Annotated in this window: 1 protein-coding gene; it reads right to left on the bottom strand. The window is 73.6% G+C overall.

Annotated elements, in window-relative coordinates; genetic code table 11:
- Window positions 1-3: 3 nt before the first annotated feature.
- Entirely contained in the window at window positions 4-26,010 is a 26,007-nt protein-coding gene (locus ABGB05_RS11190) for a DUF6531 domain-containing protein (protein ID WP_347653172.1), read from the bottom strand.
- Between the last annotated feature and the right edge of the window lie 13 nt (window positions 26,011-26,023).

Here is a 26,023-nt window from a genome sequence, read left to right on the forward strand (position 1 = left end):
GCCTCACCCCCCGCCGTAGACGTCGATCCGGATCAGCTCGTCCGGCGAAACGCGACCGTCGCTGACCCTCCTCAGGAGTTCGTCCCAGCGGTGATGACCTCCAAGGATCTTTCCGCGGAGTGAAACGACGATGCCGTCTCCCTCTGCGGCCTTGTTGATCCCGTCCAGAAGTTCCCTCTCACTCAGTTCCTCGTGGTACCACTGCGACGCCGGATCCCGGGTCGCCTGTCCAGGGAGGTATTTCCCGGCGAGATCACCAGCCCTCTCCATACGCGTCGACCAACCATGGCTGGCATACGGGGCGAGGCCGAGTGGATCGATCGCATGGGTGGGGTTCGGGACGTAGCTGTGCGGATTCGGCCCGGGGGCCAGGCCGAGTGGGTCGATCGACTGGTATCTACCGATGTCCGGGTCGTAGTAACGTTGGAAATTGTACGACATACCGGTTTCCGGATCGTGGATCTGACCCGGAAAACGCAGCGGGCAGTCGGCTCCGGTGGTGCTGACGTACGTCGGGACGCCCCAGATGGTGGTCCGCCGCTGCCAGGCCACGTCACCGCCGGGCGTGACCAGCTCGGTCGGCGTGCCGGTCAGGTCGGCGACGATCGCGTAGAAACGCCGGTCCACATCGACCGGATCCGCCAGCGCGTCGGTCTGGCTCACCGGGGTGAACGAGCCTGGGACGTACTCCCAGGTGCTGGTCCGTGATCCGGTCGGCCCGTTCTGGTTCTGCTCGACCAGCAGCAGGCCGTCCCAGTGGTAGTCGATCCGCTCGACCACCCCGCCGGCGGCGTTCAACCGCTGCTTGCCCACCCGGCGGCCGAGCGCGTCGTACCGGTAACGCCACTGGGCGCCGTCCGGGGTGGTGACCGCCACCAGCCGGTCCTCGCTGTCCCAGGTGTACCGCCAGGTCAGCGGCCTGGTCGAGTTCTGTTTACGTTGCCGCAGCGTGACCCGGCCCGCGCCGTCGTACTCGTAGCGGACGTCGCCGGCCCGCCGTAGCAGGGTGCCGGTGTACCGCCGCTCCCCCTGCGCATCGCCGCTCGCCTCGACGCCGGACCAGCTCGCCCGGGCGAGGTTGCCGGCCTCGTCGTACGCGTACCGCTCGGTCCAGCTGGCGGCCCGGACGGCGGTGATCCGTCCGGCGAGGTCCAGTTCCAGCCGGCGCTCGCCGGTGAGCTGGTCAGCGACGCCGACGAGGTGCCCGTCGGTCCGGTACTGGTAGGTCCGCTGGGCGACCAGCCACGGCGAGCCGGTCGACTGGTCCGACATCCCCGTCGGATCCGCGGAGGGAACCGCCGGGTTCGCGGTGAGGATCTGCGACAACAGCCGGTGGTTCGCGTCCCATGCCTGGGCCAGCACCAGATCCCCGACGGTACGCCGGACCTCCCGCCCATTCGCGTCGTGACCGAACCGGACCGTTTCGCCACCGGTGTGCAGCGCCATCGGCCGGTGACCGGCGTCGTACTCCCAGACGCTTTCCACCCCCGACGGGGTACGCCGCCTGATCCGCCGTCCCAGCTGGTCGTACGTCGAGGCGACCACCTGTCCGTCACGGATCTCGGCGAGCACCCGGCCCAGCGGATCCCGCTCCAGCCGCAGCTCGACCTCGCCGGTGACGGCGTGCACCAGCCGCCCCACCGGGTCGTACCCGAAGCTGGTGACCCCCTCGGCGGTCACCTTCTCCACCACCCGGCCGAGGATGTCCCGCACCAGCCCGACCCGCTGCCCGGCACCGTTGTCCCGGGCCACCAGTTGCCCGGCGGCGTCCAGGGTGTACGTCTGAATCCGGCCGTTGAAGTCCGTCTCGGCGACCAGCCGCCCGGCCGGGTCGTAGTCGTAGCGCCAGCACAGCCCCTGCGGGTTGGTGACCGTGACCAGCCGCAACTCGGTGTCGTAACCGAAGGTCAGCCGGCCGCCGTCCGGACCGGTGCGCGCCACCGGCAGGTCGAAGGGGCCGATCTCGAACTCGGTGGTCGCCCCGGTCGGATCGGTGTAACCGACCAGGTTCCCCTCCGGGTCGTAGCTCCACTCCTCGCCGGTGCCGTCCGGTGCCCGCCGCCACGCCAGGCGCCCCTCCGCCGTCCACCCCAGGTGGGTGCTACCGCCGAGCGGATCGGTCACCTCGACAATCCGACCAGCCGAATCCCGCCGGTAGCCGGTCACCGCACCGGTCGGATCCACCACCTCGCTGACCAGACCGGTCGCATCGGTACGCACCCGCAGCGAGGCGCCGAGCGGGTCGACGACCCCGGCCAGGTGCCCGGACCCGTCGTACCGGTACCGGGTGGTCGCCCCGGTGGGGTCGGTGACCTCGGTCAGGTTGCCCCGGGCGTCGTACCCTCGCCGCCAGACCGCGCCGTCGAAGTCGGTCACGACGACCGGCCGGTGCGACTCGTTGTAGCCGACGGTCGCCCGGGACCCGTCCGGACGGACGACCTCGACCAGGTTGCCGGCCTCGTCGTACCCGTACCGGGTGGTCCGGCCCGACGAGTCCGTCTCGGCGAGTTTGCGGTCGTAGCGGTCCCATACGAAGCGCGTCTCGTTGCCCAACGGGTCGATGACCGACTCGACCTGCACCAGCTCGTTGAACCGGTAACAGGTGCGGTGGCCGAGCGAGTCGACCACGGTGGTGGTCCGGGCCTCGGGGTCGTAGTCGAGTCGGCCGGCCAGGAAGTCGCCGGTGCCGCCGGTCGCCACGCACCGGCCGTCGGGCGCGTACGTGTAGCGGTACTCGGTCCGGTTCCGGTCGGTCCAGCGGACGATCCGCCCGTCCGCGTCGTAGTCGAAGCGCAGCGGCAGCCCGGAGGAGTTGACCACCTCGGTCAGGTCCCCACCGTCGTCGTACCGGAACCGGACCAACGTGGTCCCGGCCGGGTTGTCGTCGGCCGGCAACCCCAGCCCGACGATCCGGTCCCGCTCGACATCCACCCGGATCCGGTAGCCGCCGGAGTGGGTGACCCCGGTCAGCGTGCCAGCTTCGTCGTACTCCAGGTCGATCCGGTGGCCGTTCCGGTCGGTGATCGCCACCAGTGGCAGCGGGGCCACCGGGTCGTCGTCGGTGACCGGGGCGAAGTGCCAGCTCCAGCCCCGGACCCGGTCGGTGACCGCGTACGTCCCGTCCGGCTCCCGCCTCAGTGGCCAACGCGGACCCTCGACCGGCAACGGCGCCGGGTGCCCGTTCTCGGCCGGGTAGATGAGGATCATGCCGTCCGCGGTGGCGAAGTACGCCCCGGTCTCGTCGACCTCCAGCCGCTGGTCCAGCGTGGATGCCCAGGAGCGCCCGAACCAACCTCCCACCCGGTACGACGACAGGTGGGTGCGGCTCAGCAGCAGCGGCAGTACGCCGGGCAGCTCCACGTCGGTCTGGGTCAACACCATGTCGCCAGAGGCGACGTCGATCGGGTCGAACCGGACGAGTCGCTTGATCGCCTCGATCCCGTTGGCCCGGGGGTCGGCCAGCCCCCACCGGGCCACCGAGGCCATCTTGCGGGCCCGGGTGGCCACCGCGGAGGCAGCGTCCTTTCCGTGCTGCGCCACCGCGGAGGCAGCGTCCTTCCCGTGCTGCGCCACCGACGACGCCAGGTCCGCCCCGCGCCGCGCCGCCGAGGACCCCACGGCGGTGCCGCGCCGGGCCGCCGAGGACGCCGCCCCGGCCGCCCTGACCGCTCCCGAGGAGACCGCACCGGCTGCCCGCCGGGCCAGCGACGGCCCCGCCACGCGGGGCGGAAGCTTCGCCTGTGCCGCCAGGTCGGCACCCTCGCCCGCGAGCTTCCGGGCGTGTTCGGCCAGCTCCGCCCGCGTGTACGGCAGAAGCCGGGCCCTGTCCTGTCCGGTGACCGCCTTGCCCTCCACGCCCCGCCGCGCGGCCCACCTGCGGTACAGCGCCTCACCGACTCCGTAGACCGCCTCCTTGCCCGCCTCGAGCGCGGCGGTGACCGCGATCAGCACGTCGCTGTCCAGGCCGTTTGTCATGGTCTCGGGAAGCAGGAGGTTACCGGCGCCGACGATCGCCGCGACCCGCAACACCGCCGCCGGCCCATGCTTCATCAGCGACACGGACAGGAAGTGGCTGTCGTGCGGATCGGTGGAGGTCCGGCCCACGGCCGCCCCGGCCGACCTGCGCCGCCAACTCGACCGCAGGCTCCGACCACCGGCCGGTGCCGGCGGCCCGCTCGGCCGGGCCTGCGGGTCACCGAGCAGTGCGAGGACCTGCTCCACCTCGGTGAGCCCGTCCTCAACGTGCCGGAGCGTGCGCAACGCCGCGAGGGACGCCTCGTCCTCGATCTCATCCTGGCGGTGGTACACCCAGCCCTGGCCGAGACCGAGCCCGGCCAGCGCCGACGCGACCCCGGTGGTGATGACGAAGAGGAAGCTGGACGGGTCCGTGGTGAGCAGCCAGTTCATCCCGACGGTGGCCGCCGCGCTGATCGTGGTGGGTGCCACCGACCGCCACCGGTAGTGGCTGGCCGGGGCCATCCCGGGTGGGAGCGGCGTGCCGGCGGTCGAGGACGACACCGCAGCCTGTCGGCGGGTAACCCGCCGGGCCAGCGAACCCGCCGCGCGGCCGGCGGCCCGGACCGGTCGCCCGACCACCTCGCTCGCCAGCGTGCCCTTCCACAGCATCCGACGCAGCCGGCGCCGCTTCCGCAGCGCCTCCCGGTGGCCCTCGGCGTCCGCCCGCAGCTCCTGCCGGGCCCGTTCGAGATCCGCCTTGACCTGCCGCCAGCCGTCGATTTCGGTCTGCCCACCGGTCGGGGTCAGCGTGCCGGCCCCGACCTGTCGGGCGAGCCGCTCCCGCGCCTCGGCGGCCACGTGGTGCAACTCCGCCAGTTTCGCGTCACGTTTGCCCTCGGGCCGCTGACCCACCTCGTGCTTGCGGTCCTCCCGCGCCTGTTTCTCCGAGCGCTCGGGGAGATGGTCGCTCGCCCCGGACGCGGCTCCCGCGAGCAACGGCGGGGCCACACCGGCCGCCGCCCGACCGCCGTACTCGCCGAGCATCATGACGGCCTGGACGAAGGCCCCGATCACCGCGGGCAGCGTCCGCTTGCGGTAGAAGGGCCACCAGTGCGGCCAAGGCACCCGGTCCGGGCCGGACGGCTGCGCCGGGTTCGCGTTCGTCGGCCCGGCGGAACGGACCCGGCTCGCCAACCGGTCCCGGTGCGCCTTCGCCGCCTTCGCCCGCTCCTCGACGCCGCGCAGCGCGTGGTCCTGCTGCGGCTGCACGAGGGCACCCCCCACCGTGCTGGAAACCACCTGGGCGGTCATCAGGGTTGCCGACCGCCCGCCCATGGTGCCCGAGGTGAGGGTGGCGGCGATCGACGCCATGGCACCGAAGACCCGGCCAGGGAAGTAGTTCCGCAACGGCGGCGCACCGGTGTCTGGCACGTGCGGTGCAACGGCCTCGTCGAGGGCACGGCGGGCCTCGGGCTGCCCCATCATCAGGCCCAACAGGTGCTCCCGGGCCCGGTCGACCCGCCGGTCCGCCATCCGCCCGGCCAGTCGCTCGCCGGCCGAGACGACAAGATTCCGCCGGTCGGACCAGGTCTCCGGGTCACCGACCCGCAGGGTGTCGACCAGCGCGACGACCTTCGCCCGGATCGCCTGCCGGACAAGCTGGTCGGAGACCCGGTGCCGGTCCGCCAGATAGCGCAACTGGGCCGCGACCGCCTCGACAGTCCGGTTGCCGGAATCCAACTCGCCGAGTCCCTGCCGCACCAGGTCGGCCAACGCGGCCGTCCCGTCCGACCCGACCGCGTCCATGCCGGCGTCCGGACGCAGCCGCAGTGACCAACCCTGCTGCGAATCGCCGGCCAGCTCGACGAACCGGGAACTGTCGACCGGCAGGTCCGTCCGAACCGGAAGATCGTGGCTGGTGAAGTGGTCGTCGTCGAGCATCACCCGCAGCGTGCGCCCGCCGTCGCGCAACTCGGCACCACGGGCGCCGGCATAGCGGGCCATGTCGGAGGCGACGTCCGACAACGCGTCCAGCACCATCTCCGGGTCGGGTTCCGGTCGCTCCCAGCGGTGCAGCAGAGCGGCGACCCCCGGATCGCGCGGCACCGCCTGCTTCGAGTCGCTGATCACGCGCCACCGTTCGGCGAACTCCTGCTGCCCCTCCAGCACGGCCATCGACCGCAGCGTCTCGACCAACCGGGCGTGTTCGGCCTGCCGGGCCCGGCGCAGTCGGGCGGCGGTCTCGGGGTCGGGTGCCTGCCGACGCGACAACGCCTGGTAGGCCCGGGCCTGCGCGGTGACCCCCGTCCACTGCGCCGACGCCGACCGACCCAGCCGCCGGACCCGCTCCGGCACTGTGACGCCCTCGGCCAGGCTGTCGAGCCGCCGCCCCGTCCGGCGGCCCCATCGCACGTCGCGGCTGGTCGCCTCGGCCACGGCCATCGCCACCCGTGGCCCGACGGCCCGGACGTCGTCACCCAGCGCGCGCGGCACCCGGACCAGGAAGGAACCGTCGCGCTGCCGACGGGTTTCCACGAGTGTCCCCGGCGGCAGGAACCCGAACACGAGCCGCAGCCGTACCGGCTCCCGACCCAGCCCTCGGGGCACCTCGAACACTCCGTCATCGGTCACCCGTACCCGCTGCCCGGCGTACTCGTCCAGGTACGCCGCGATGCCGTGCCGCAGCACGAGGTTCCGCCATCCCGGCCGGTGGAGCGCGTCCCAGTAGCGGCGGGCGGCCGGGTCGAAGTCCCTCGTCCGGACCAGCCGGTCGACGATCTTCCACCGTCGCCGGGCCGACCGGCCGTTCCGGACCGGGTCCAACCCGAGGGCACGGCGGATCGCCTCGATGTCCCTGGCGCGCCGGGCCCGCTTCTCCGGGTCGATCTCGATGGCGAGCTGTCGGACCTTCGTCTCCAGGTCGGCGATACCGCCGACGTCGTGCGGGCTCAGCCGGACCCGCCGCAGCCAGCGCACCGGCAGGTCGTCCGGGGTGAGCCGGTTCTCCTGGTCCTGCTCCGGGGTCAGCTTCCGGTTCGGCCGGCCGGCCGCGGTGACGAGTTCCGCGACCTCGTGGGCGAGCGTGACCACCAGGTCGGCGTTGTCCGGATGATCCGCCGGGATGCGCACCTCGAATTCGGTCTCGCCCGACCTGCGGTTGGTGACGATCCAGCTGTACGCCCGCAGCCGGTTCCCCGCCCGGTCCTTCGCACCCGGAGCTGCGACCCGGATCTGCGCGTGGTACGACCCTCCCTCGCGGGTGTCGATCCGAACCCGCAGGCTCTCGCCGGTCAGGGTGAGCGGTTCGATGCCCCGGACGAAGGAGTCGCCCCGAGGCAGCTGCCCGTCGGATCCGCCCGACTCCCAGCGGGCCCGCAGCTGCTGCTCCAGCGCCTCCAGCTTCACCTGCCGAGGGGCCACCGACGGCTGACGCTGCGCCAGGTCGGTGCCGTCGATCACGGTGGCGGTGTAGCGGTGGTGCTCGGAGACGGTGGAGCGCACGAACTCCACCAGTTCCGCGTACCGGGACCGATCGTGCTCGTCCTCCTCCGGCGAGCGGGACGTCCCCTGCCATACCCGGTCGTGGATCGCCGCCAGCTCCTCGACCGCCTCGCGGAGAGCGGCATGCCGGAGAGCCAACATGTGCAGCTGCTCCGGGTTCCGCGCTTTCCGTAGCCGTTTCGCCAGCTCCGACCCGCCGTCGCGATAGTGCGCGAGCAGCACGTCCACCGCCGCCCGGTACCGGTCTCCGGGCTCGTGCGCCTGGCCTGGCTCCGGGTCCTCGGCGGCCAGGTCCGGCGGTACGTGGCCGCGGTGATGCCCGGCCCCGTGACGGAACCGGGAGCCTTCGTGCAGGAGTTCCAGGGCCTCCTGGATGTTCGCGGGCTCGTTCGGGGCGTCGCCCTCCTCGAGCCACCACAGGGGGGTCGGGCCGTTGACCGGATCCGGCAGCTGGGCCGGCAGTTCCGCACGCGCGCGTGCCACGGCCGTCCAGAGTTTGACCGAAGCATCGGTCGCGAGCAGGTGATCCAGCGCCTCGTTCGCGTCGCGTAGCGCATCCGGGCCGGCGGGTTCGGGCCTCGCGAACGGATCCGACACCAGGCCCGGCTCCGGAGCCATCCGGTCGGCGCCGAGTCGGGCGACGACCATCACCCGCACGGTCTCGAGCTCCACGCCGACGAGCACGAGTTCATGGACTGTACGGACCAACGTGGACGGGCGTTCGACTTCCGTTGCCGAGCGGGTGGCGGCAAGCCAGTGGTCAAAGCGCTCGCTGGGCACGGCAGGCGTCGGGTGGACGACGTCGAGGCCGTCTCGCATCACGGCCAGGGCAATGTGCTGCCGGAGGATCTGCCGCCGCACCGGGGCAACTTCCCCACGCAGCGATTCGTACGCCTGGCGTGCGGTCAGTCCGGTGATGGGCTCCTGGAGCACGCTGATCTGCTCCTGGTCGGGCCCTGCCAGTGATTCGAGCCTGAGCACGGCCGAGCGAGCCGCGCCGTCGTACAGTTCTGGCCGCTTCCGCGCTGGGGCGTCGGTCCCGGGCCGAGCCGACCCGAGGTCCGGATACCGCTCGTCGATGAACTCCTTGATGGCCCAGGCCAGGGCGTTCGCGTTCGACCGCAGCGCTGGCCGGGCCCAGACCGTGAACTTCCGGTCACCCGTGCGCAAGAACTCCGACCACGTGTCCGGCGGCAGCACGCCCGACTCGGCGGCGACGGGGACGAACCCCACCGCCTTGGCACGGTGGCCGACGACGATGCCGCCGTCCTGGATCCGCACCTCCTGCCCGGTGATGTCGGCCAGACGGGCCGCGATCTGATCGTCGATGGTGAGTGGACGCCGGGGCAGCGTCGCCAGGTAGTAGCGGACCGCCGGAGACGCCTCATCCGTCCGGATTGTGTTGCTGACCTGCCGCCATCGTCGGTCGTATCCACGGTATTCCGGTCGGAGCGAACGACTCTTCGTTTCCGGATCGAGGTGCACCTGCCGAAGGAACTCGGGCACCGTCCGCATGAGGCGATCACGGGTGTCCTGATCGGGCTCTGTGGCCAGCCGCAGCACCAGCGTTTCCAGGCGCGCGATCGTACGCAGTTCCTCGTCGTCGAGCCTGGTCAGCGGCGACCGGTTCGAAGCCGAACCGTCGTCCGTCCACGCAACGGTTCCGACGTCCTCGGCGAGCCGCCTGCCAAGCCGTACCAGTTCGGCGCGGAGCAGGTCGTGCAGCTCGTCGACGGTGCCGTGCCGGGAGATGGTGAGCTGGAACTCCTCTGGCGCTCGTGGCGGATATGTCAGATGGACCTGCGGGGGTTTGTCTGAATCGTCGCCGTCCTGCTCGATCACCCTGATGGTGCCGGCGACTCGTGACCACTGCCTCGGGATCCCCCGGAGGTAGACGATGACGGACAGCTCGTCGCCGCTGACCGGATCCGGCGCCTGGATCCCGTCCACAAAAGAGTCACCTCGAGGAAGCACGCCCGGTCCGTCCGGAGAAACCCACCGCTGCACGATCAGGTTCCGCAGCGCGGTGAGTCTGGCCCGGTTCCCCTCGAACCTGAGCGGACGAACCTCGCGCCCATCGGGGCGATCCGGCTCTCGCGAACCGTCGCGGACGACACCGGTCGTCACGCCGACCGGGACGGTGGCGTACGCGAAACGAAGACGTCCGAGCAGGTCGCTCCAGTGCCTGTCGGCGCTTTCCTGCGCGGTTCTCCCCGCATCCGCCAGCTGCTGGAGCCGTACCTGGAACTCGGCGCCCGCCTGTCGCGCCCGCTTTCCCCGCCCCGGCGGCACGCGCGCCCACAGTTCGTCCGCCTCGCGGTACGCGTCCAGCCTCTCCTGGCGCAACCGCGTCGCGAACTCGTGGTGCACCTGGGCCGCCGTCAGCGCCTCCCGAACCTGGGCGTGCCGGGTGGCGAGGTCGTACATCCGCAGCGGGTCGGCGGTGTTCCGCGATGCCGCGGCGAGCCACGTCGCCCCGGTCTGGACGATCCCGACAAGCTCGTCGAGTCGTCGCCCGAACTCGGCCTGCTCGACCGGATCGGTGATACCGCCGCCGCGATGCCGCGCCGCCCACCAGACCGCCTCCAGCAGGTCCGGACCGCGCCGGCCGGCGGTACGGTCGTGCTGCGGGTCGGATGCGGTCGGGGTCGCGGTGGTCGGGTCCGTCGCCAGGTCGGAGGACCGCCGCGCCTCCGCGACCGGGCCGGTGGCTCCGTCCGGCCGGGCCGCGGTGGCCCGGCGGTAGAGGTGCCGTACGGCCGGGGGCAGGGTCGCCGGATCCACGGCCACGTCGGCAATTCGCGCCGTTCTCCCGAGCAGTCCGGCAAAGGTACGCTCGATGGCCCGTCTGGTCTCCGTCGACACCTCCGGGTGGTGGTACACCCGGGTCAGTCCCGCCATCGCGAGGAGAACCCCGTCCGCCCTCGGCGAAAGAGGGCGATCGCCCGGCAGCGACGACCGGCCGGCCCGCGCAGCGGCGATCCGAACGCCGAGCAGGACCACCATCGTGGCCCGGATCGTGGGCAGGTCGGCGTTGCCCGGGTTCGCGAGTTCCCCGGCGGCCATGACCAGGTCCCACGCCGCGATTTCCGCCCCTCCGGCCTCCGACGACAGCCAGATCCCCTGCTCCTCGTGCTCCGGGGACAGGGTGGAGCCGCGCACCGTGAACGGTGCGAAGCCGTCGTCCGCCGTTGCCCCGTACCCGATCCTGGTGGCCTCCGTCAGGATCGCCTCGCCGATCGCCCACCGTAGGTACCGCGTCAGCACCGAACCCGACGGGATCTCGCCCAACAACTCCGACGACTCGTCCGGGGTCAGCTCGGTGAGGTGCTCCCGGAACCGGTTCAGGACGTCGGGGTTCCCGGTCTCGGCGTACCGGTCGGCCCACGCCCGGGCCACGACCATCGGCGCCACGCCCGCCGGTGCCGTGGCAGGAGCGGCTGACTCGTCGGAGCGGTCGGCGTCGACATCCGGCTGGTCGGGCCCCCTGGACAGTCGGGCGCTCAGCAGGTCGCGGGCCCGCGCCCGCAGCCGCTCGCCCGAGAGTCCGGTGTCCGCGAGGGACAGCAGCTCCGGGAAGACGTCCGTCGGCCAGGTCCGGTCGCCGACCGCGATGTCGAGGCGGTACCTGTCGTTCGCGCTCCAGGTGAGCCGGGCCGGCAGGTCCGGCACGCCAACCCCGTCGCGCCATCGGATCCGGGTCTCCAGGTCCGGAAGGACGGCGTCGACCGCCTGCCGGACCATGCGGTACTCGTCGGACGGCAGGTGGGTACGCCATGCGGCCCGGGGGTCCAGCACCCGTGTCACGGTCTCCAGCTGCTCGGGCGGCAACAGGGACGTGAGCTGCGCCCGCCTGCTCACCTGCATGGCCGCGAGCAGCTTGCCGAGTTCCCGCTCGATGTCGAGCAGCTCTTCCCCGGCGTCGTCCGACGACAGGGGGGTCCGCGTTCTGGTACGCGACCATTCCGTGGCCAGTAGTCGCACCTCGCCGAGGTGTCCGACCGGGTGCGGAGCCAGGTCGTCGAGCCGGGCGCCATCGGCGATGGTCTCGGACCGCTGCTCCGGGTTCCGCAGCCGCGCCCGGATCCGCTGCCTGATCCCGGCTGGATGGAGCGCCGCCGCCTCGTCCGACTCGTGCACGATGATCCGGCGCATCTGTCGCACGCTGCGGACCGCATCCGAGACGGTCACCCGGATCACGCCGTTCTCCGGCTCGTGCCGGTAGGCCCGGATCCCCGGCGCGGTCTCCCCGATCTCGAAGACGAGCGTCAACCCGCCCGGGATCGGAACCGAGAAATTATCGGGACGCGACCCGGCCGCGTTGTCCGCGTCCGAGCCGTGGACCTCGCGGAACGCCATGGCCAGGGCGTCGGCGGCGGCGCCAGGGTCGCGGTGCTCGGGATGCGACGGCGCGCCGGGCATCTCCCGCGCGGTGTGCGAGGTGTCACCCTGTTCCAGCCCGGGCGGCCCGGCCGACCCCGGTGGAAGCGGCCGGGCGGCCAGCCGGGCGACGGCACCCGGATCCAGCGGGCGGGGGTCTGGCCGGACGGTGTGCACCGGCAGGTGCCGACGCCCGACCGGGACGTCCCGCCAGCGGGCCAGCCACCCCCGCATCCGTCGCTCGCGCCACTGGGACTCCAGGTCGGACGGTGCCTCGTCGAACCGCCAGACCCGGCCCGCCCAACCGTCCACTCCCAGGTCCCGGCGCCGCTGCGACTCGGCAAGATCGGAGGCGAAGGCGTAGAGCGAGGCCCGGCCGTCGGTCACCGCCTGTGGCAGCCGTACCTGGCGCAGCACGGTGGTTCCCTCGGGCCGCCGCTGTTCCAGGGTGAAGGTCAGGTCGTAGGCGAGGGCGACCCCGACCCGCCGCACCTGGCCCCGCACGAAGTCACTGAGCTCGTTGCGGTCACCGGTGGTGCGGGACATCCCCGCCGAGGCCTGCGCCCCACCACCGATCCGGGCACCGAGTTCGAGCCCGTCGAGGAACGGGGCGGGCCATGACCCGGGGCTCACGCCCCGGCTCGGCGGCAGGGGCCAGCTGAAGTCGTCCTGCTGGCCGGTCGTCCGCTGGACCCGGTTGACGTCGCCCAGCTCGGCCTCTCCCCGCTCGACGGTCCGGACGTCGTACGGCCGTGCCTTGACGGTCACGGAGACGAACCGGTCCGGATGACCTCCGACGCGCAGGTCGACCGCCGGAAAGCCGCCGGGTCCGAGGAACTTGGCCAGGGCTGCCAGGTCGAAGGCCGCGTTGAGCTGGTTCCGGACCGCCGCGGCCTGGCCGGCCGCGTTCCTGCCGAGCAGGTCCTCGCCGGCCAGCCGCGCGAGGATCCGGTCCGTCAGCGAGCCGTGCTCGACATACTCGGGCACGAACCGCCACGGCAGCCCGACGAACCGGTCGTCCCGGACGCGGAACGGGTCGAGGACGTCGGGTCGGCCCGGCTCGACCATGATGGCGGAGGGCACCAGTTGGACGAAGGAGACGCCCAGCTGCCGGGTCCAGCTGACCGGTCGGGGCGAGACCAGCAGCTCGTCGACGTGCGCGACGGCCCGCCCCACCGGCCGCGGCTGGGACCGGGTCACCTCGACGACCAGCCGCCCGGTCCGGCGGACCCGCGTCGCCCCGCCGAAGTCGGCGACCCGCTGGAGCATCGTGTGCTGCTCCCCCACCGAGCCACGGCCGCTTCGGCCGATGCCGGTGCCGGCGTCGACGCCCAGGCTCAGCGAACCGTTGAGTCCGGCGGACCAGCCGGCCGACTCGCTCTGCCCGCGCTGCCCGTAACCGTAGATCTGGGTGATGTTCCCGGTGGTCGGGCTGGTACCGATCACCTCACCCGCGTCCAGGTCGACGACCCGTACCCGGATCGTGAGTTCTTCACTCGTCATCACCCCGGTGCCGAGCAGCGGTACGGCGACCGGCGCACCGAACTCCCACCCGTTGGGCTTGAGCATGTCGTCGAGGTGGCCGCGCCAGCGCTTCTCTCCGGACAACTGGCCGGCGAGGCGCTGGTCCAGCCCCGGCGTACGGTCCAGCGCGCCGGGCGCCACCGCCTCGACCCCCTGGCGCACCGCCTCGATCAGCTCGACCCGGGCCCCGGCCAACCGCTCCGGGTCGAGCCGATCAAGGCGGTGCGCCAGACCGATCCGGGCCGGTCGGGTCAGCACCAGCTCCTCCACGTCGGTGGCGCCGATCGCGTGCCGCTGACTCTCCGGGAGGACCTTCGCGGCCTGGGCGGGCGGGACCGGCGGCAGCTCGCGGCCGTGCGCGATCACGTGGTCGATGATCGCCGCCGGATCGGTGAGACCGGCCAGCGCCGGGTCGTCGGGGAACTGCTTGACGAGTCGGGTCGCGAGCCGGTCCGCCAGGTCGGCACCGGTCGGGCCGGCGCCGGTGCGGAACCGTCCGTCCGGCAGGCCCGGATGCCTCGTCCGTCCGGGCTCGGCACGTTCGAGCTCGGTGACGTCGGCCCGGAACCGCTCCAGCAGCGCCACCGCGACGTGCCGGTCGAGGTGGCGGATCCCGTCCGGCCCCCCTCCGCCGACCGGATCGCTGGCGTACCGCTCGATGGCGTCGGCCACGTCGTACAGCGACAGCGGAAGCTCGCCGTCCGCGTACAGCGCCAACGCCGTCCGCTCCGGCCAGGTCAGGACCGCCGTCAGCCCGCCGACCTCGGTCTGTTTCCGTTTCGGCCCCAGGGCGTGGTGTTCCACACCGGTGAGTCGGGCGGTCAGCGGAACCCGGGCGATGTAGTGCGTGTCGACGTCGATGGTCAGCCGCTCCACGCCGGAGATCCGGTCGGTGCTGCTGGACACGCCCAGGCTCGTCGTGCCGGAGGTGCCGAGCGTGGCGCTGTCGGACCCTTCCTCGCCGGTCGTCGAGGTTCCCGTGGTGCCGAACCCCGCGCCCACCGCGACCTGCCGGCTCACCCCCACGCCGGACTGGTGCAGGGTCAGGTTGATGTCTCCGACGACCGCTCCCGGCCAGGTCCCCTCCGGCACCACGGCGCCCGGCTCGAACTCGATCGACAGGGACGCCCGCACCGCCGTCGGCAGCCTGGTCGGATCCACCACCGTGTTGGTGCGGTACGGCAGGTACAGCGCGTCGGGATTGGCGGTCAGGCTGGTGACGTTCACGAACGCGCGCAGGTGGTGGTAGGAGCCGTCGCCCGGTTTCGACGTCTCCGGAAGCACCCGCCGTACCCCGTCCCACAGGCCCCGGGCGTCCATCTGCAGGACCCGGGCGGTGCTGAGTACGCGCGGCGAGGGCACCTTCACCGGCTTCGGAGGGAGCGTCTCCACCGTCCCGGCCGGAGGTGTCTCCCGCACCGTCGGCGAAATGGGCTCCTCCGCCGCGGGAGTCCTGCGCAACATGTCCGCCGGGAGCAGGATCCGCGCCGTCCCGTTCCGGTAGGTCGCGATCGGGTCCTGCTCGAGGTTCCCGTCGTCGTCGACAACGTGGACGTTGAGGTCGTAGCCGACGGTGGTGACGGCGGTCCGGCCGGTGTTCTCGAACAGGGTCACCGAGTTGTTGGTGTCCCCCTCGGACAGACTGGCACCGCGGGTCAGGCTGCCCCGGCCGGACAGCGTCGCCGACTGCGGGAACTCGAGGCCCGGATCCGGCTCGGATTCGAGTCCGCCGACGCTCTCGTGCCGCCACGTCCGGTCGGTGGACCTGCCCCGGCCCGTCGTGGCGGAGCCGATGTTGAGGTTGACCACCTTCTCCGCGTCGGTGAAGCCGTCCAGCGTCCACGTCCGCTGCTCCAGCCTGATCAGCAGCGTGACCTTCTTCGGCGGCAGCCCGCCCCGGCGCAGCGCGACCTCGACGGTGATGCCGTCCTGGACCAGCTGGTCGTAGTTCGACTCCAGGCTGAAGGTGGAGATCTCGCCCACCGCACGCAGGTTCGCCAGGTCGTCGGCGAGCTTCTGGGGTGATCCGGAACGGACCGGGAAGCCGTCGCCGTCCACCTCGGGCAACCAGCCCCGCCGACGCAACTCGGCCGCCACCCGAGCCCTGATCCCGTCAACTCCGTCGATCCCGGTCATCCCCTGTACCAGGCCGTGCGCGGCGCCCGGCACCTGGTTCCCGCCGGTGCCCTGCCATCCGGGCAGGAGCGTCGGATCGTCGGGGCCGGGTGGCACCACCTCGTCGACGTGCCGCAGCGTGCCGTCGCCCTGCCGGACGAAGGCATCCCTGTCCACCGGAAGGCCGTACCTCCAGGCGTGCCGTTCCGGGAACTGGAACAGGCCCCGGCCCCCCGCGTTGACCCGGGCCGGTGCCGAGCCGTCCAGCCGGTGCACGACGGCCTCGTGGGTCACCTTCATCGTGTAGGCCTGGACCCGACCGTCGTACCGCTGGACGCTGGGATGGATCCCCACGTTCGCCGTCGAGATCGAGTCGGACCAGCCCCGGCCCCGGGTCGCCGCGTAGCTGGCCGAGAACCGGTTCCACTTCTCCGAGGTCCAGTCGCCCAGGCCGACGAGGTTCAGCAGGTCGACGAGGCGGGCCGAGAGCCCCACCTCGCCGCCCAGGGACCGACCACGACCGAAGGTGACCCCACCGACCACGCTGACGAACAGCACCCGCAGCCGCTCCAGGTGCGTCTTCCGGCTCGGCCGGCCCACCATCTCCGCCTGCTCCCAGTGGATCCGGGTGCGGTACTCCACCCGGGCCACCGGGCGGCCGTCGTCGGTGAGCTCGTAGGACAGCGGCGGACCGTCCGGGTCGGCGGTGGAGACGATGCGGGCGGGGTTCTCCTCGAACAGGTGCACGGCGAGCTGCCGGGCCAGGCTGTCGCCCACCACGGTGTGCTCCGGTCCCAACTCGGCCAGCACACTGTCGTACAGCTCCGGCAGCCCGGTCAGCCCGGTCACGACGTGCTCGGGCAGTCGTGGGTCACGCTCCGCCGGGTCGATCCGGACCGCCCGCTCGGGCGCCGGTTCGGTGAACGGGTGCGCCATCCACACCTCGGCCGTCGGTACGTCGCCCGGGGCGCCCTCCCGCACCGTGTGCCACCCGCTCCAGGCCCGGTCGCCGTCACTCCCGGTCCGGATGAGGCTCGCGGCGGTGCGGACTCGGACCTCGACGTCGAAGGCCCAGTCGAACAGCGTCGCCTCGCCACGGTTGTCCCAGACGGCGCCGGGCAGGGCGTCCAGACCGCCCTTGCTCACCATCGAGGTACGCCGGGACACGTCGCCGCTGACCCGCACGGCAAGGAACCTCAACAGCGCCTTCGCCTGGTCCAGCCACCCGGACACCCCGTCGGGGAGCCGGTCGCCGGCCAGTCGTACCGCACCGCTCAGCCCGATGCTCCGGTTCAGCGCCGAACTGAATCCACGGCTGCCCGGGGTGTACTGCGGTATCTGCCCGTACATCCCCTCGGATGCCTGGTCCGGCACGTCGGTCCGGGCGATCGGCCGGCCCCGCGGGACGAACCTGATCTCGTACTCGGCGTCCCGGCCGACCTGCACGATCGTGCCACCCGGCCGGTTTTGGCCGACCATGCCGATCAGATCGGCCCACAGCGGCTTCAGCTCCCGCTCGAGGCGGTCCGGCACGATGTTCGCCTCGGCACCACCCTCCTGGGCCAGCAGCGTGTTGAGGGTGCCGGCCACCGCCCCCATGTGCGGCAACCGCACCGGGATCGCGATGCTCAGTGCCTCGTCGCGCGGCGTCACCTGGTCGAGCGTCCGTTCGAGGAGCTGGTAGCGGGCGAGCGCGGGAGCGGCGGCGGCGACCATGTTCCGGACGGCGTCCAGACGGCGACTCTCCGGCACCTGGGCCAGCCCGGCCCGGATATCCGCGACCTTGCCGTACGCGAGGCGCGCGGTGCCGGCGGCGGCAGCGGCCCGTTCGTACCGGGTGACCAACCGGGCGTGCCGGGCGGCCACGTCCTGTTCGTTCCGCTGGTCCGTCTCGGCCTGCCGCGCCCGGCGCAGCGCCTCACGGTCGCTCTTCTCCCGCTCCCGCCGGGCGGCCCGCCGCTTCTCGTCGGCCCGGCTCCGTGCCGCGTCCCGGGCCCGCCGGGCAGCCTCGGCCCGCGCGGTCATCGCCTCCTCGTATTCCGCGAGGCCACGGGTCATCGACCGTAGCGGCTCGGCGAGAGCCGCCTCGATGTCGGCGAGGGCCGGCGACTCGTTCCGGTACGTCTGCTCCCGGATCCGGTCGACGCCCTCCCGCACTGCCGCGGCGCCCCCGGGCAGCCCCCGCAGCACCGCGAAGCGGTCCGCCGCCGGGACGAGGCCCGCCCGGGCGAGCAGCGCGTGGGTCTCCTCGGGCAACCCGGCGGGGTCGTCGGCCTGCGGGACGCCGAACGCGGCCCGCTGGTCCGGATCCAGCCGGTCGAGCACCCCACCCAGTTCGCGCCAGTACTCGGGTCGCTCGTCCCCGGGCACGGTGGCAATCCGGCGGGCCAGGACCCGGGCGGTGGTCAGGTCGACATCGGGACTCCACCGCGGACCGAGGTCGTTCGGCCGGGTGGCCACGATCCGCCGCACGAGTTCGACCGTGGCGGCCGTCCGCAGCCGGTCGCCGACCACGCCGGAGTCGGCCAGCCGGTCGACCAGCTCGTCCCGGATCGGCAGGTCGACCAGTGTCCCGCCCGGCATCCGGAAGGCACCGCCGTCATTGGTGAGCAGCCCGACCGCCGGGTCGGCCAGATCGGCCAGGGCGTTGTCGAGCGTCGACCGCACCTCGCCGCGCCGGCGCCGCGCCGCCGCCACCCGCCAGGCCGCGTCCGGCCCGGCCAGCGCCCGGATCAGGTCCCTGGTCTCCGCCGGGTCGAGGGCCGCCCCGGCGTCGGGCCCGGTCACCAGCCCGGCGATCACGTCGGCGGGATCGGTGGGCCCGACGACGGGCGCCGTCGCGGCTCCCCGGTCCCCCGGTGACAACGGAACCGCCTCCGGCGCCGTCAGGCTCTCCGGCGTGACGCCGAGCCGCTCCAGCAGGCGGCCGACCCGTTCGTCGTACGTCGTCCGCCGGTCGGGATCGGCGGAGGCCCGGTCGGCCAACTCCACCCGTAGCTCGGCCAGGGCGATCCGGGTATCGAGTGCGCCGGCGGGGCCGGTCCCGCCGCCGTCGGACGTCCAGGCCCGCCAGGCCCGCCGGATCCGGTCGACGAGCCCGCGGGCCGGCGAGGTCCCGTCCAGGGTCTCGGCGACCACCCGGACCAGCGCCTGCCGGATCGCCGCCGGGCGGGCGGTCGCCGGCAGCGCCGACGAGATCCGGACCTCGACGATCGGATCCCCGGCCCTGGTCTGCTCGCCGCTCGGCTCGGTCGCCGCCACGGCGCCGTCGAGCGGGCCGACGGTCAGCCGGAACACGATCGTCGGCAGTGGCCGGTCGGGGCCCGGCTCGGCGAGCAGGAACCGCCCGTCCGACGAGGTCCGCAGGGTGTACCCGACGCCGGCCGGCGTCGGGTGGCGCTCCACCAGCGACCGGATTGCGGTACGCAGGTCGGCCTCGGTGCCCGCGTGGTCGGTCCGCGCACCCTGGTCGGCCGGCGCAGCGCTCGTCGCCGACGGAAGCCGGACGGAGACCCGACGCGTCCGCCGTCGGCGGCTCGGTTGGCTGCCTGCGGCACGCGAGCTTGCTGCCGGCCGACGGCTGCCGTCGACGGCCTCCCTGACGACTCCGGTGAGCCAGTCGGTGACGACGGCGTCGAGCGCGACCGGGTCGTCGGGCAGGCCGGCAGGATCGGGGAACGTCCCGGCAGCCAGCAGGGGGATGGGCGGTGGGGCCGGCCGCCACGGCCGGCGGCGAGGCTCGACCCGCAGTGTCGCGTCGGCATCGAGGACGAGCCGGTGACCCGCACCGTCGAGCCGGGGCAGCACCCGGACCACCGCCGCCAGGACCCGCCGTTCCACCGGACCGAGTCCGCCCAGCCGCTGGACCAGGTCGGACAGGGTCGGAAGACCGGCGGCGGACCACGTACCGGCCGGGGCGGTCCGGGTGTCGGCCTCGAGCCGCTCGACCAGCGCGCGCACCGCGGGTGGCAGCAGGGCCCGGCCCACCGGGTCCGCGGGCCTACCTCCGCCGGGGGCGAGCAGGCCGAACCGCTCGGCCCGCTCGGCGACGACGGTGTCCAGTTCGGCGACCGCCCGGTCGAAGGCGCCGCGCACCTCCGCCGGCTCACCCCGGTCGGCCGCGTCGCGCCGCCGTCGCACGATCCGGTCGCGCAACACCGTCAGTCCGTGCAGTTCGCCGACGTGGGGCAGGGCCACCCGCTCGGCCTCGCTCAGTTCGCCCCGCCGCGCCTCGGCCGCCGCCGTCGCGAGCCGCCGGCCGAGCGTCGGCAACGCCCGGTCGGTGCTCAGTTCCGTCGGCGTGATCGGCTGCCGGGCGAGTTCCGGCAGGTCGCGTTCTGGCGAAACGCCGGGATCGGGCGGCGGCAGGGTCAGGACGTCGCGCCAGCCGTCGGGCAGGGCGACCTCGACCCGGCCATCGGTTCGGAGGCCGGCGGCCAGAACCGGGCCGAGCGGAGCGCGGGGACCGGTGAGCGCGGCCAGCGCGGACTCCGTGGCCGCCATCTCGTGCAGCCGATCCGGGTCCGGCGGGCGCGGCGTCCGCCCGGCGGTTCCGGTCGCGAAGTGCTCGCGCAGGTGCTCCTCGTACGCCGAGAGCCGCAGCCCCTCCGGATCGGTCCACGGCCCGGGCCGGCTCGCCACCAGCTCCCGCATCCGTCGTTCCAGTGCCGAGCGCATCGGCGTGTCGAGCCGGCTGTCCAGGGTCGTCCGGTGCATCCGCGCCAGCGCCCTGAACAGCGGCACGATCCGGGCCGGGGCCGTCCCCCGGGCCCCGGCCGGCGGAAAGACCTGTTCCACGATCGCCTCGATGAGCACGCCGGGCAGCTCGGCGGCCCGGGCACCGACGTGGTCTCCGTGGACCGTCGGAATCCGGACGTCGACCTGCCGACCGTGCCGGTCCACCACCGCGAGCGTGTGGTCGTCGACCCACCACGAGGCGCGGACCAGGTCGGCGTCACGCAGGGCCGGCAGCACCCGCGTGGTCACGAAGGCCCGGGGCCGTCGGCGCGGCACCGCCGCCTGCGGCGCCAGGGGCAGGGAGAGGGCCCCCGGGGCGGCGGGACCGGCGACCGGGGTTTCCCGCGTCCGGTTCGACTCCAGGGCCGGCCCGACCGGGCCCGGGCCGTACGGTCGCGACAGCTCCCGTCGGCGGATGCGCAGTCCGGCGGACCGGGCGGACCGGATCACCTGCGGCAGGTCCGTCCGGCCGGGTGCGGCGAGCTGGATCGCCTGCTCGAGTGCCCGGTACCGGTCCGGCGAATCGAGCCCGCCGGATCGTTCGAGGATGCGGATGACCCGCTGCTCACTGGGGTTCCGGGCCGCGACCAGCCGCCGCAACCGCGCCTGGTGGTCCACTGTCGGCCCGCCGGGTCCACCCCACGGTTGCCGTCGGATCGGTGCGTCGCCCCGGGCCGCCCGCTCGGCCGCGGTACGGATACCCCGCAGCAGTGCCACATGGCGCTGCGCCTCCCAGCGCAGCTCGGCGAGGACGGCCGCGCGGTTCTCCCCGGCCCGTGACCCGTGCCGTCCGCGGCCGCGCCCGCTGGCCCGCTGCTCGCGGTAGGCCGCCCGGGCGAGGGTGGCGGCGATCAGCGCTCCCGTGGCCCGGTCCAGGTCGGGCTCGTCGGTGAGGCCGACCCGGTCGACGGCGATGTCCACCTCGGTGACGGGTGGCGAGCCGGGACGGCCGTCCGCCACCCGGATGCTGATTCCGTCGGGTGAGCGGCTCGACTGCGACGGCGGACGCAGGGTCAGCCGCATCCGGGTCTGCGCCTGCCCCGGCGCGGTGACCAGCAGGGTGTCTCCGTCGAGACGCAACCAGTCCATCGCCTCGACCGCGCGCCGCGCCGCCCGGCTGACCGCCGCCACGCTGTCGCTGTCCGGCGCGGCGGGGCGCTGCTCGGGCCCGAGCGGTCCGCCGCCGGTTCCGGCTTCGCCGAGCGGGACGTGCAGCTCCTCCGCGATACGCAGCTCGTCGACGAGCAGGTCGCGCTGCCGCTCGGCGACGGCCCGGCCTCGGACGGCGGACGCCTCGAGCGCCCGGGCCCGGCCGGTGAGCTGGTCGGCCCGGGTTCGCAGCCGGTCACCGGCCGGACCCGGATGCCGGCCGGCCCGGTCGCGCAGCCGTCGGGCATACCGGCGCAGCCGCTGCGCCTCGGCACGCTGACCGGCCGCCGACCGCTCCAGCTCGACCACGGCGGCGTGGCCGCGCCGGACTCCGGTCACACCGCGGATGGCGTCGGTGTGCCGCTCGATCAACCGCGCGGTCCGGTCCGGGTCGGCACCGAGTCGGCGCTCAGCCCACAACCGCTGCTCAACCTGCCGGTGTGCGTCGACGAGCGCGTCGAGCCGCCGGACGAACTCCTCCTCGGCCACGATTGCCGCCCGCCGCGCCGCGGGCAGCAGCTCCCGGTCCAGCGCGCGGAGCCGGACGGCGGGTGTGGCGAGGGGCTGCGCCGGGTCCGGCCGGCCACCGGCGTCACCCTGGGCGATCGGTCCGGCGTGGCGTCCACCGGTCCCGCGCAGCAGCCGGACAATCCGGTCCCGCTCGGACCCGTACTCCGCCAGTCGCCGCGTGCTGTCGAGATAGGACTGGTACGCCCCGCGTACGGCACGTGCCGCAGACACTCCGGTGGCGTCGTCGTCGCCGGTCGAATCGAGCCGGGTCGCCCCGGCCGGCGTCAACGGTCGGTAGCTGCGGGCGGGATCGGGTCCGGCGACCCGCTGCCAGAGAGCGCCTACCTGCGGCGCCAGCCCGGTGAGCACCCGTTCGGTACCGGACTCCCGCCAGTACGGCGTACCGGTCATCACGGCGTAGAACTGCCGCTCGGCCGCCGCGCGGGTCTCGGCGGTCGTGGCCGGATCGAGATGCAGCCGGGTCAGCGCGGTCAACGCCCCCCGGGTGGCCGCGTCGCCGCCGACGGTCGGTCGCCACGCCCCCGGTCCGTCGACCGGGCCGGCAAGCCGGGCACCGAGATACCCGGCCAGCTCGGCCCGGACCGCGGGCAGGTCCGGACCGTCGGCGCCGGCCAGCTCGGCGACGGACTGCGGCAGCGCCAGCTCGACGGGACGTCGGCCCGGTGGGGTGATCCGCACCCGGGGTCCGGACAGCACCTCCACCTGGCCGGTGACGCCACCGTCGCCGTACACGAGCGTGACGGTCTCCCGCACCAGGGCGGTCACGGTCCGCTGCCGAACGGGCGACACCAGGCTGGGGTCCTGGATCTCGCCGGCCAGCTCGAACGCCTGCGCGGCGGTCAGCCTGGCCACCCGGACCCGGAAGCGTCGCAGCGTCTCCTCGAGCGTCCCCGGCCGCTGCGGCCGGCCGGCGAGGCGGTCGTAACGGTGCGCGAGCGCGCGGGCGACAAGCAGGTCGGCGTCGGCCAACCGGGAATCGGAACTCAGGCGCGGGTCGTCCACGGTCGCGAGCACGGCGGACAACGCCATGCCCAGCTCGTCGAGGGCCAGCGCGGAGAGCGCCGGCCCGTGCAGACCGCTGTGCGCGAGTCGGCGCATCAGTGGCCGGGTGTCGATCATGACCGGCGGCCGATCGCCGATTCGGACCTCGATGCCCCGGTTGCCGAGCCAGGCGAGCCTCATGTCCGCCAGTTCCCGGCCCGTCGCGCCCCGGCCCACCGAGAGCAGGTCGTCGGAGACGGCCCCCAGCGCCCGGCGGACCCGACGACGCTCGCCGGGGAGCAGGTCGGAGCGCCATGGCGCGTCCGCTGCCAGCATCGGCGTGACGACCGCGAGCTCGGCCGGTGACAGGGCGAGGCGGTGCAGCCGCCCACCGGCGCGCGCGGCCGGGTCCGGGAGTTCGACGCCCATGTGGTCGAGGAGCAGCCCGAGCTGGCGACGTGCCTCACGGACGGCGAGTCGCCGACCCGCCTGCTCCAGTTCGACCACCTGGCCGGTCAGGTACCGGACCTCGGCCCGGTGTCCCTCGTCGTGCGGTGTCCAGGTCCCGCCGTCAGGGTTGCGGACCAGTCGACGGAGCCGGGAGACGAATCCGGTCCTCCGCAGTGCCTCGGCCTCGGTGGGTTCGTGGACCAGGATCCGCGCGATCCACAGGTCCCGCTGGAGGAGCCCGCCGCCGAGGTCCGCGCCCCGGGGCAGCCGGTCCGAGATCACGACACGGATCACGGGTGTGCCGTCGACGTCGCGTTCGACCACCCGGCTCCGCATCGCCCGGGTGCCCGGCGGGGTCGTTCCCACCGTGTAGAGCAGCTCCGGGCCGCCCGCCGGGGCGGGCACCCGGACCATCCGCGCGGCCCGATCGATCCGGGTCGGCCGGGGAACGCCGACGATCCCACGATCGAGCGCCGACAACACGCCCGCGTACACCACATCGGCTTGGCGCCGGCCCACCCCGGACGGGGCGCCGGGAATCTCGAGGGCGGTCCAGGACGTGTCGACGGGCGGTCCCGCACCGACCAGGACCGGGTCTCCGACCGGCTCTGCCCCGGGGTCGTCCTCCGGGTCGGACCGACCGGGTGCGGCGTACGCCGGCTCGTGCGGACCCGCCGTCACCCAGGCTTCGGGGTCCGCCGGCACCAGCAGTGGCTCGTCGTCCCGTGGGGGAACCGTCGGGTCCGCGGCGTGCTGTCGCGGACGTTCCGGGTCACCGGTCCGCGACCTGTCGACACGGCCGACCCCGGTCGGTGGCCGGTCCCGCCCGGAGACCGACGGCTGGCCGACCGTCGGCGAGGAGGTGGGCGCCCCGGACGGCGTTCCGGGGGCCTGGCCCGGTACGACGGCGGGTGGCTGACCAACCGGGGGGCCCGCCGGTCCGAAAGGTTGCCCCACATTGGTGACCAGAGGAGCGGACCCGACGGAGTCGGTACGGGACTGCGCCGGTGCGGCGTTGGCCGGACCAGCCGACGGGGTGGTCTCGTCGACGCCGTGACCGACGGGGTCGGGCTGCCCCGGTCCGGTGCCGAACGACGGTGGATTCCCGACAGGTCCGGTCCCTGCGGCGCCCGCGGAGGAATCGGAACCACCCGTCTGGACGACGGCGGCCCCGAGGTCGGCTTCTGGGCGGGGGGCCGGCGGATCGACCGCCGCCGGCTCACCACCGGGCAGCCCGATGTCCGGACGCGGACTGTCGGCGCCGGTGGGCGGAGCCTGGGTATCGGTGCCGGCCTGGGGGGCCTGGATATCGGTTCCGGCCTGCGGGGCCTGGCTATCGGCTCCCGACAGTGGAGCCGACGGGCCTGCTCCGACCGGGCTGTCCCCGGAGCTGGGCAGGACGGTACCCGACGGCGGCACGCTCGTACCCGAAGGCGGAGCAGCAGTCGCCGGCGGGCTCGTCGCCGAAGGCGGAGCAGCCGTCGTACCCGAAGGCGGAGCAGCCGTCGTACCCGAAGGCGGAGCAGCCGTCGTACCCGAAGGCGGAGCAGCCGTCGCAGGCGGGCTTGTCGCCGAGGGTGGAGCGGCCGTCGTACCCGAAGGCGGAGCGGTCGTCGTACCCGAAGGCGGAGCGGATGTCGCCGGCGGGCTCGTCGCCGAAGGTGGAGCGGTCGTCGTCGGCGGGCTCGCGGTGCCGGGCGGCGGCACCGCGATCGGCGACCCCGACAGGTCCGACCATCCGGCCGCGTCACCGATCTGCTCGTACGCCTGGTGGGCCCGGTCACCGATCTTTTCCCGGATGCCACCGGCGACGATCTGGTCCGGCCCGGGAACGAAGTCCTCGAGCGTCGGTGCCTGTTGGTAGACGACGGCATTGACCGTCGCATTGCCAACGCTGTTCGCGAACGTGTCGTGGGTCCCCTGGACCACGATGTCGCCGGCGTTGCTCACCACCGGGTTACCGACCTTGTCCAACGCCGCCTTGCCACCCCGCGCCGCCGGCTCGGTCAGCTTGCCCGCCACCCCGCCGGCGCCACCGCCCAGTCCGCTGTCCCGGATCAGGGCGCCGTCCAATCCGTCCCGTGTTCCCTCGAGGATCTGCGCCAACTGCGCCAGGACGGAGGTGAAGATCTCCTGGATCGCCTCCTGGAACCCCTCCACCGTCAACCGGCCGAGGAACTTTCCCGACAACCGCTGCATCGTCTGCAGGAAGACCCGCTCCACGATTCCGCGCGCCACCAGGATCGGCCCGGCGCCGAACAACGCCGACAGACCGCCGGTGAAGAACATCGACGCGAGAATCGCCGCCAACTCGAAACAACAGGCGATCACCGACAGGACGATGGTGTTCTTCTCGTACTCGATCGCCAGGGCGGCGTCGTCCGCCTGGTCCGCGATGTCGCCGGCGCCGTCGACGAGTTGTTGCACCGCACCCAGCACCCGGTACGCCCGCTGCCGGTACGCCTCGGCCGACGGCCCGTCCCACAACATCGCCATGTCCGTCAACGAAACAGACGTGTTCTGACCCACCCTCAGCAACAGCGTCTGGAGGTCACGCCATGCCTGGGCCCTGAGCCGGACCTGGTCCTCGTCGGTCAGCGGCCAGGTGGAACCACCGGCGATCGGCGAGACCACGTACGTCCACACCCACTGCCACCAGCCGAGCTCCGGGACAGGGACGCCCATCTGGGTATCGGTG

It is taken from the genome of Plantactinospora sp. B5E13, assembly GCF_039871775.1.
GTDB lineage: Bacteria > Actinomycetota > Actinomycetes > Mycobacteriales > Micromonosporaceae > Plantactinospora.

What these genes read in the sequence shown, in the direction of transcription:
- ABGB05_RS11190 (WP_347653172.1), bottom strand. Translation starts at nt 26,010, where the DNA reads ATGGGCGTCCCTGTCCCGGAGCTCGGCTGGTGGCAGTGGGTGTGGACG.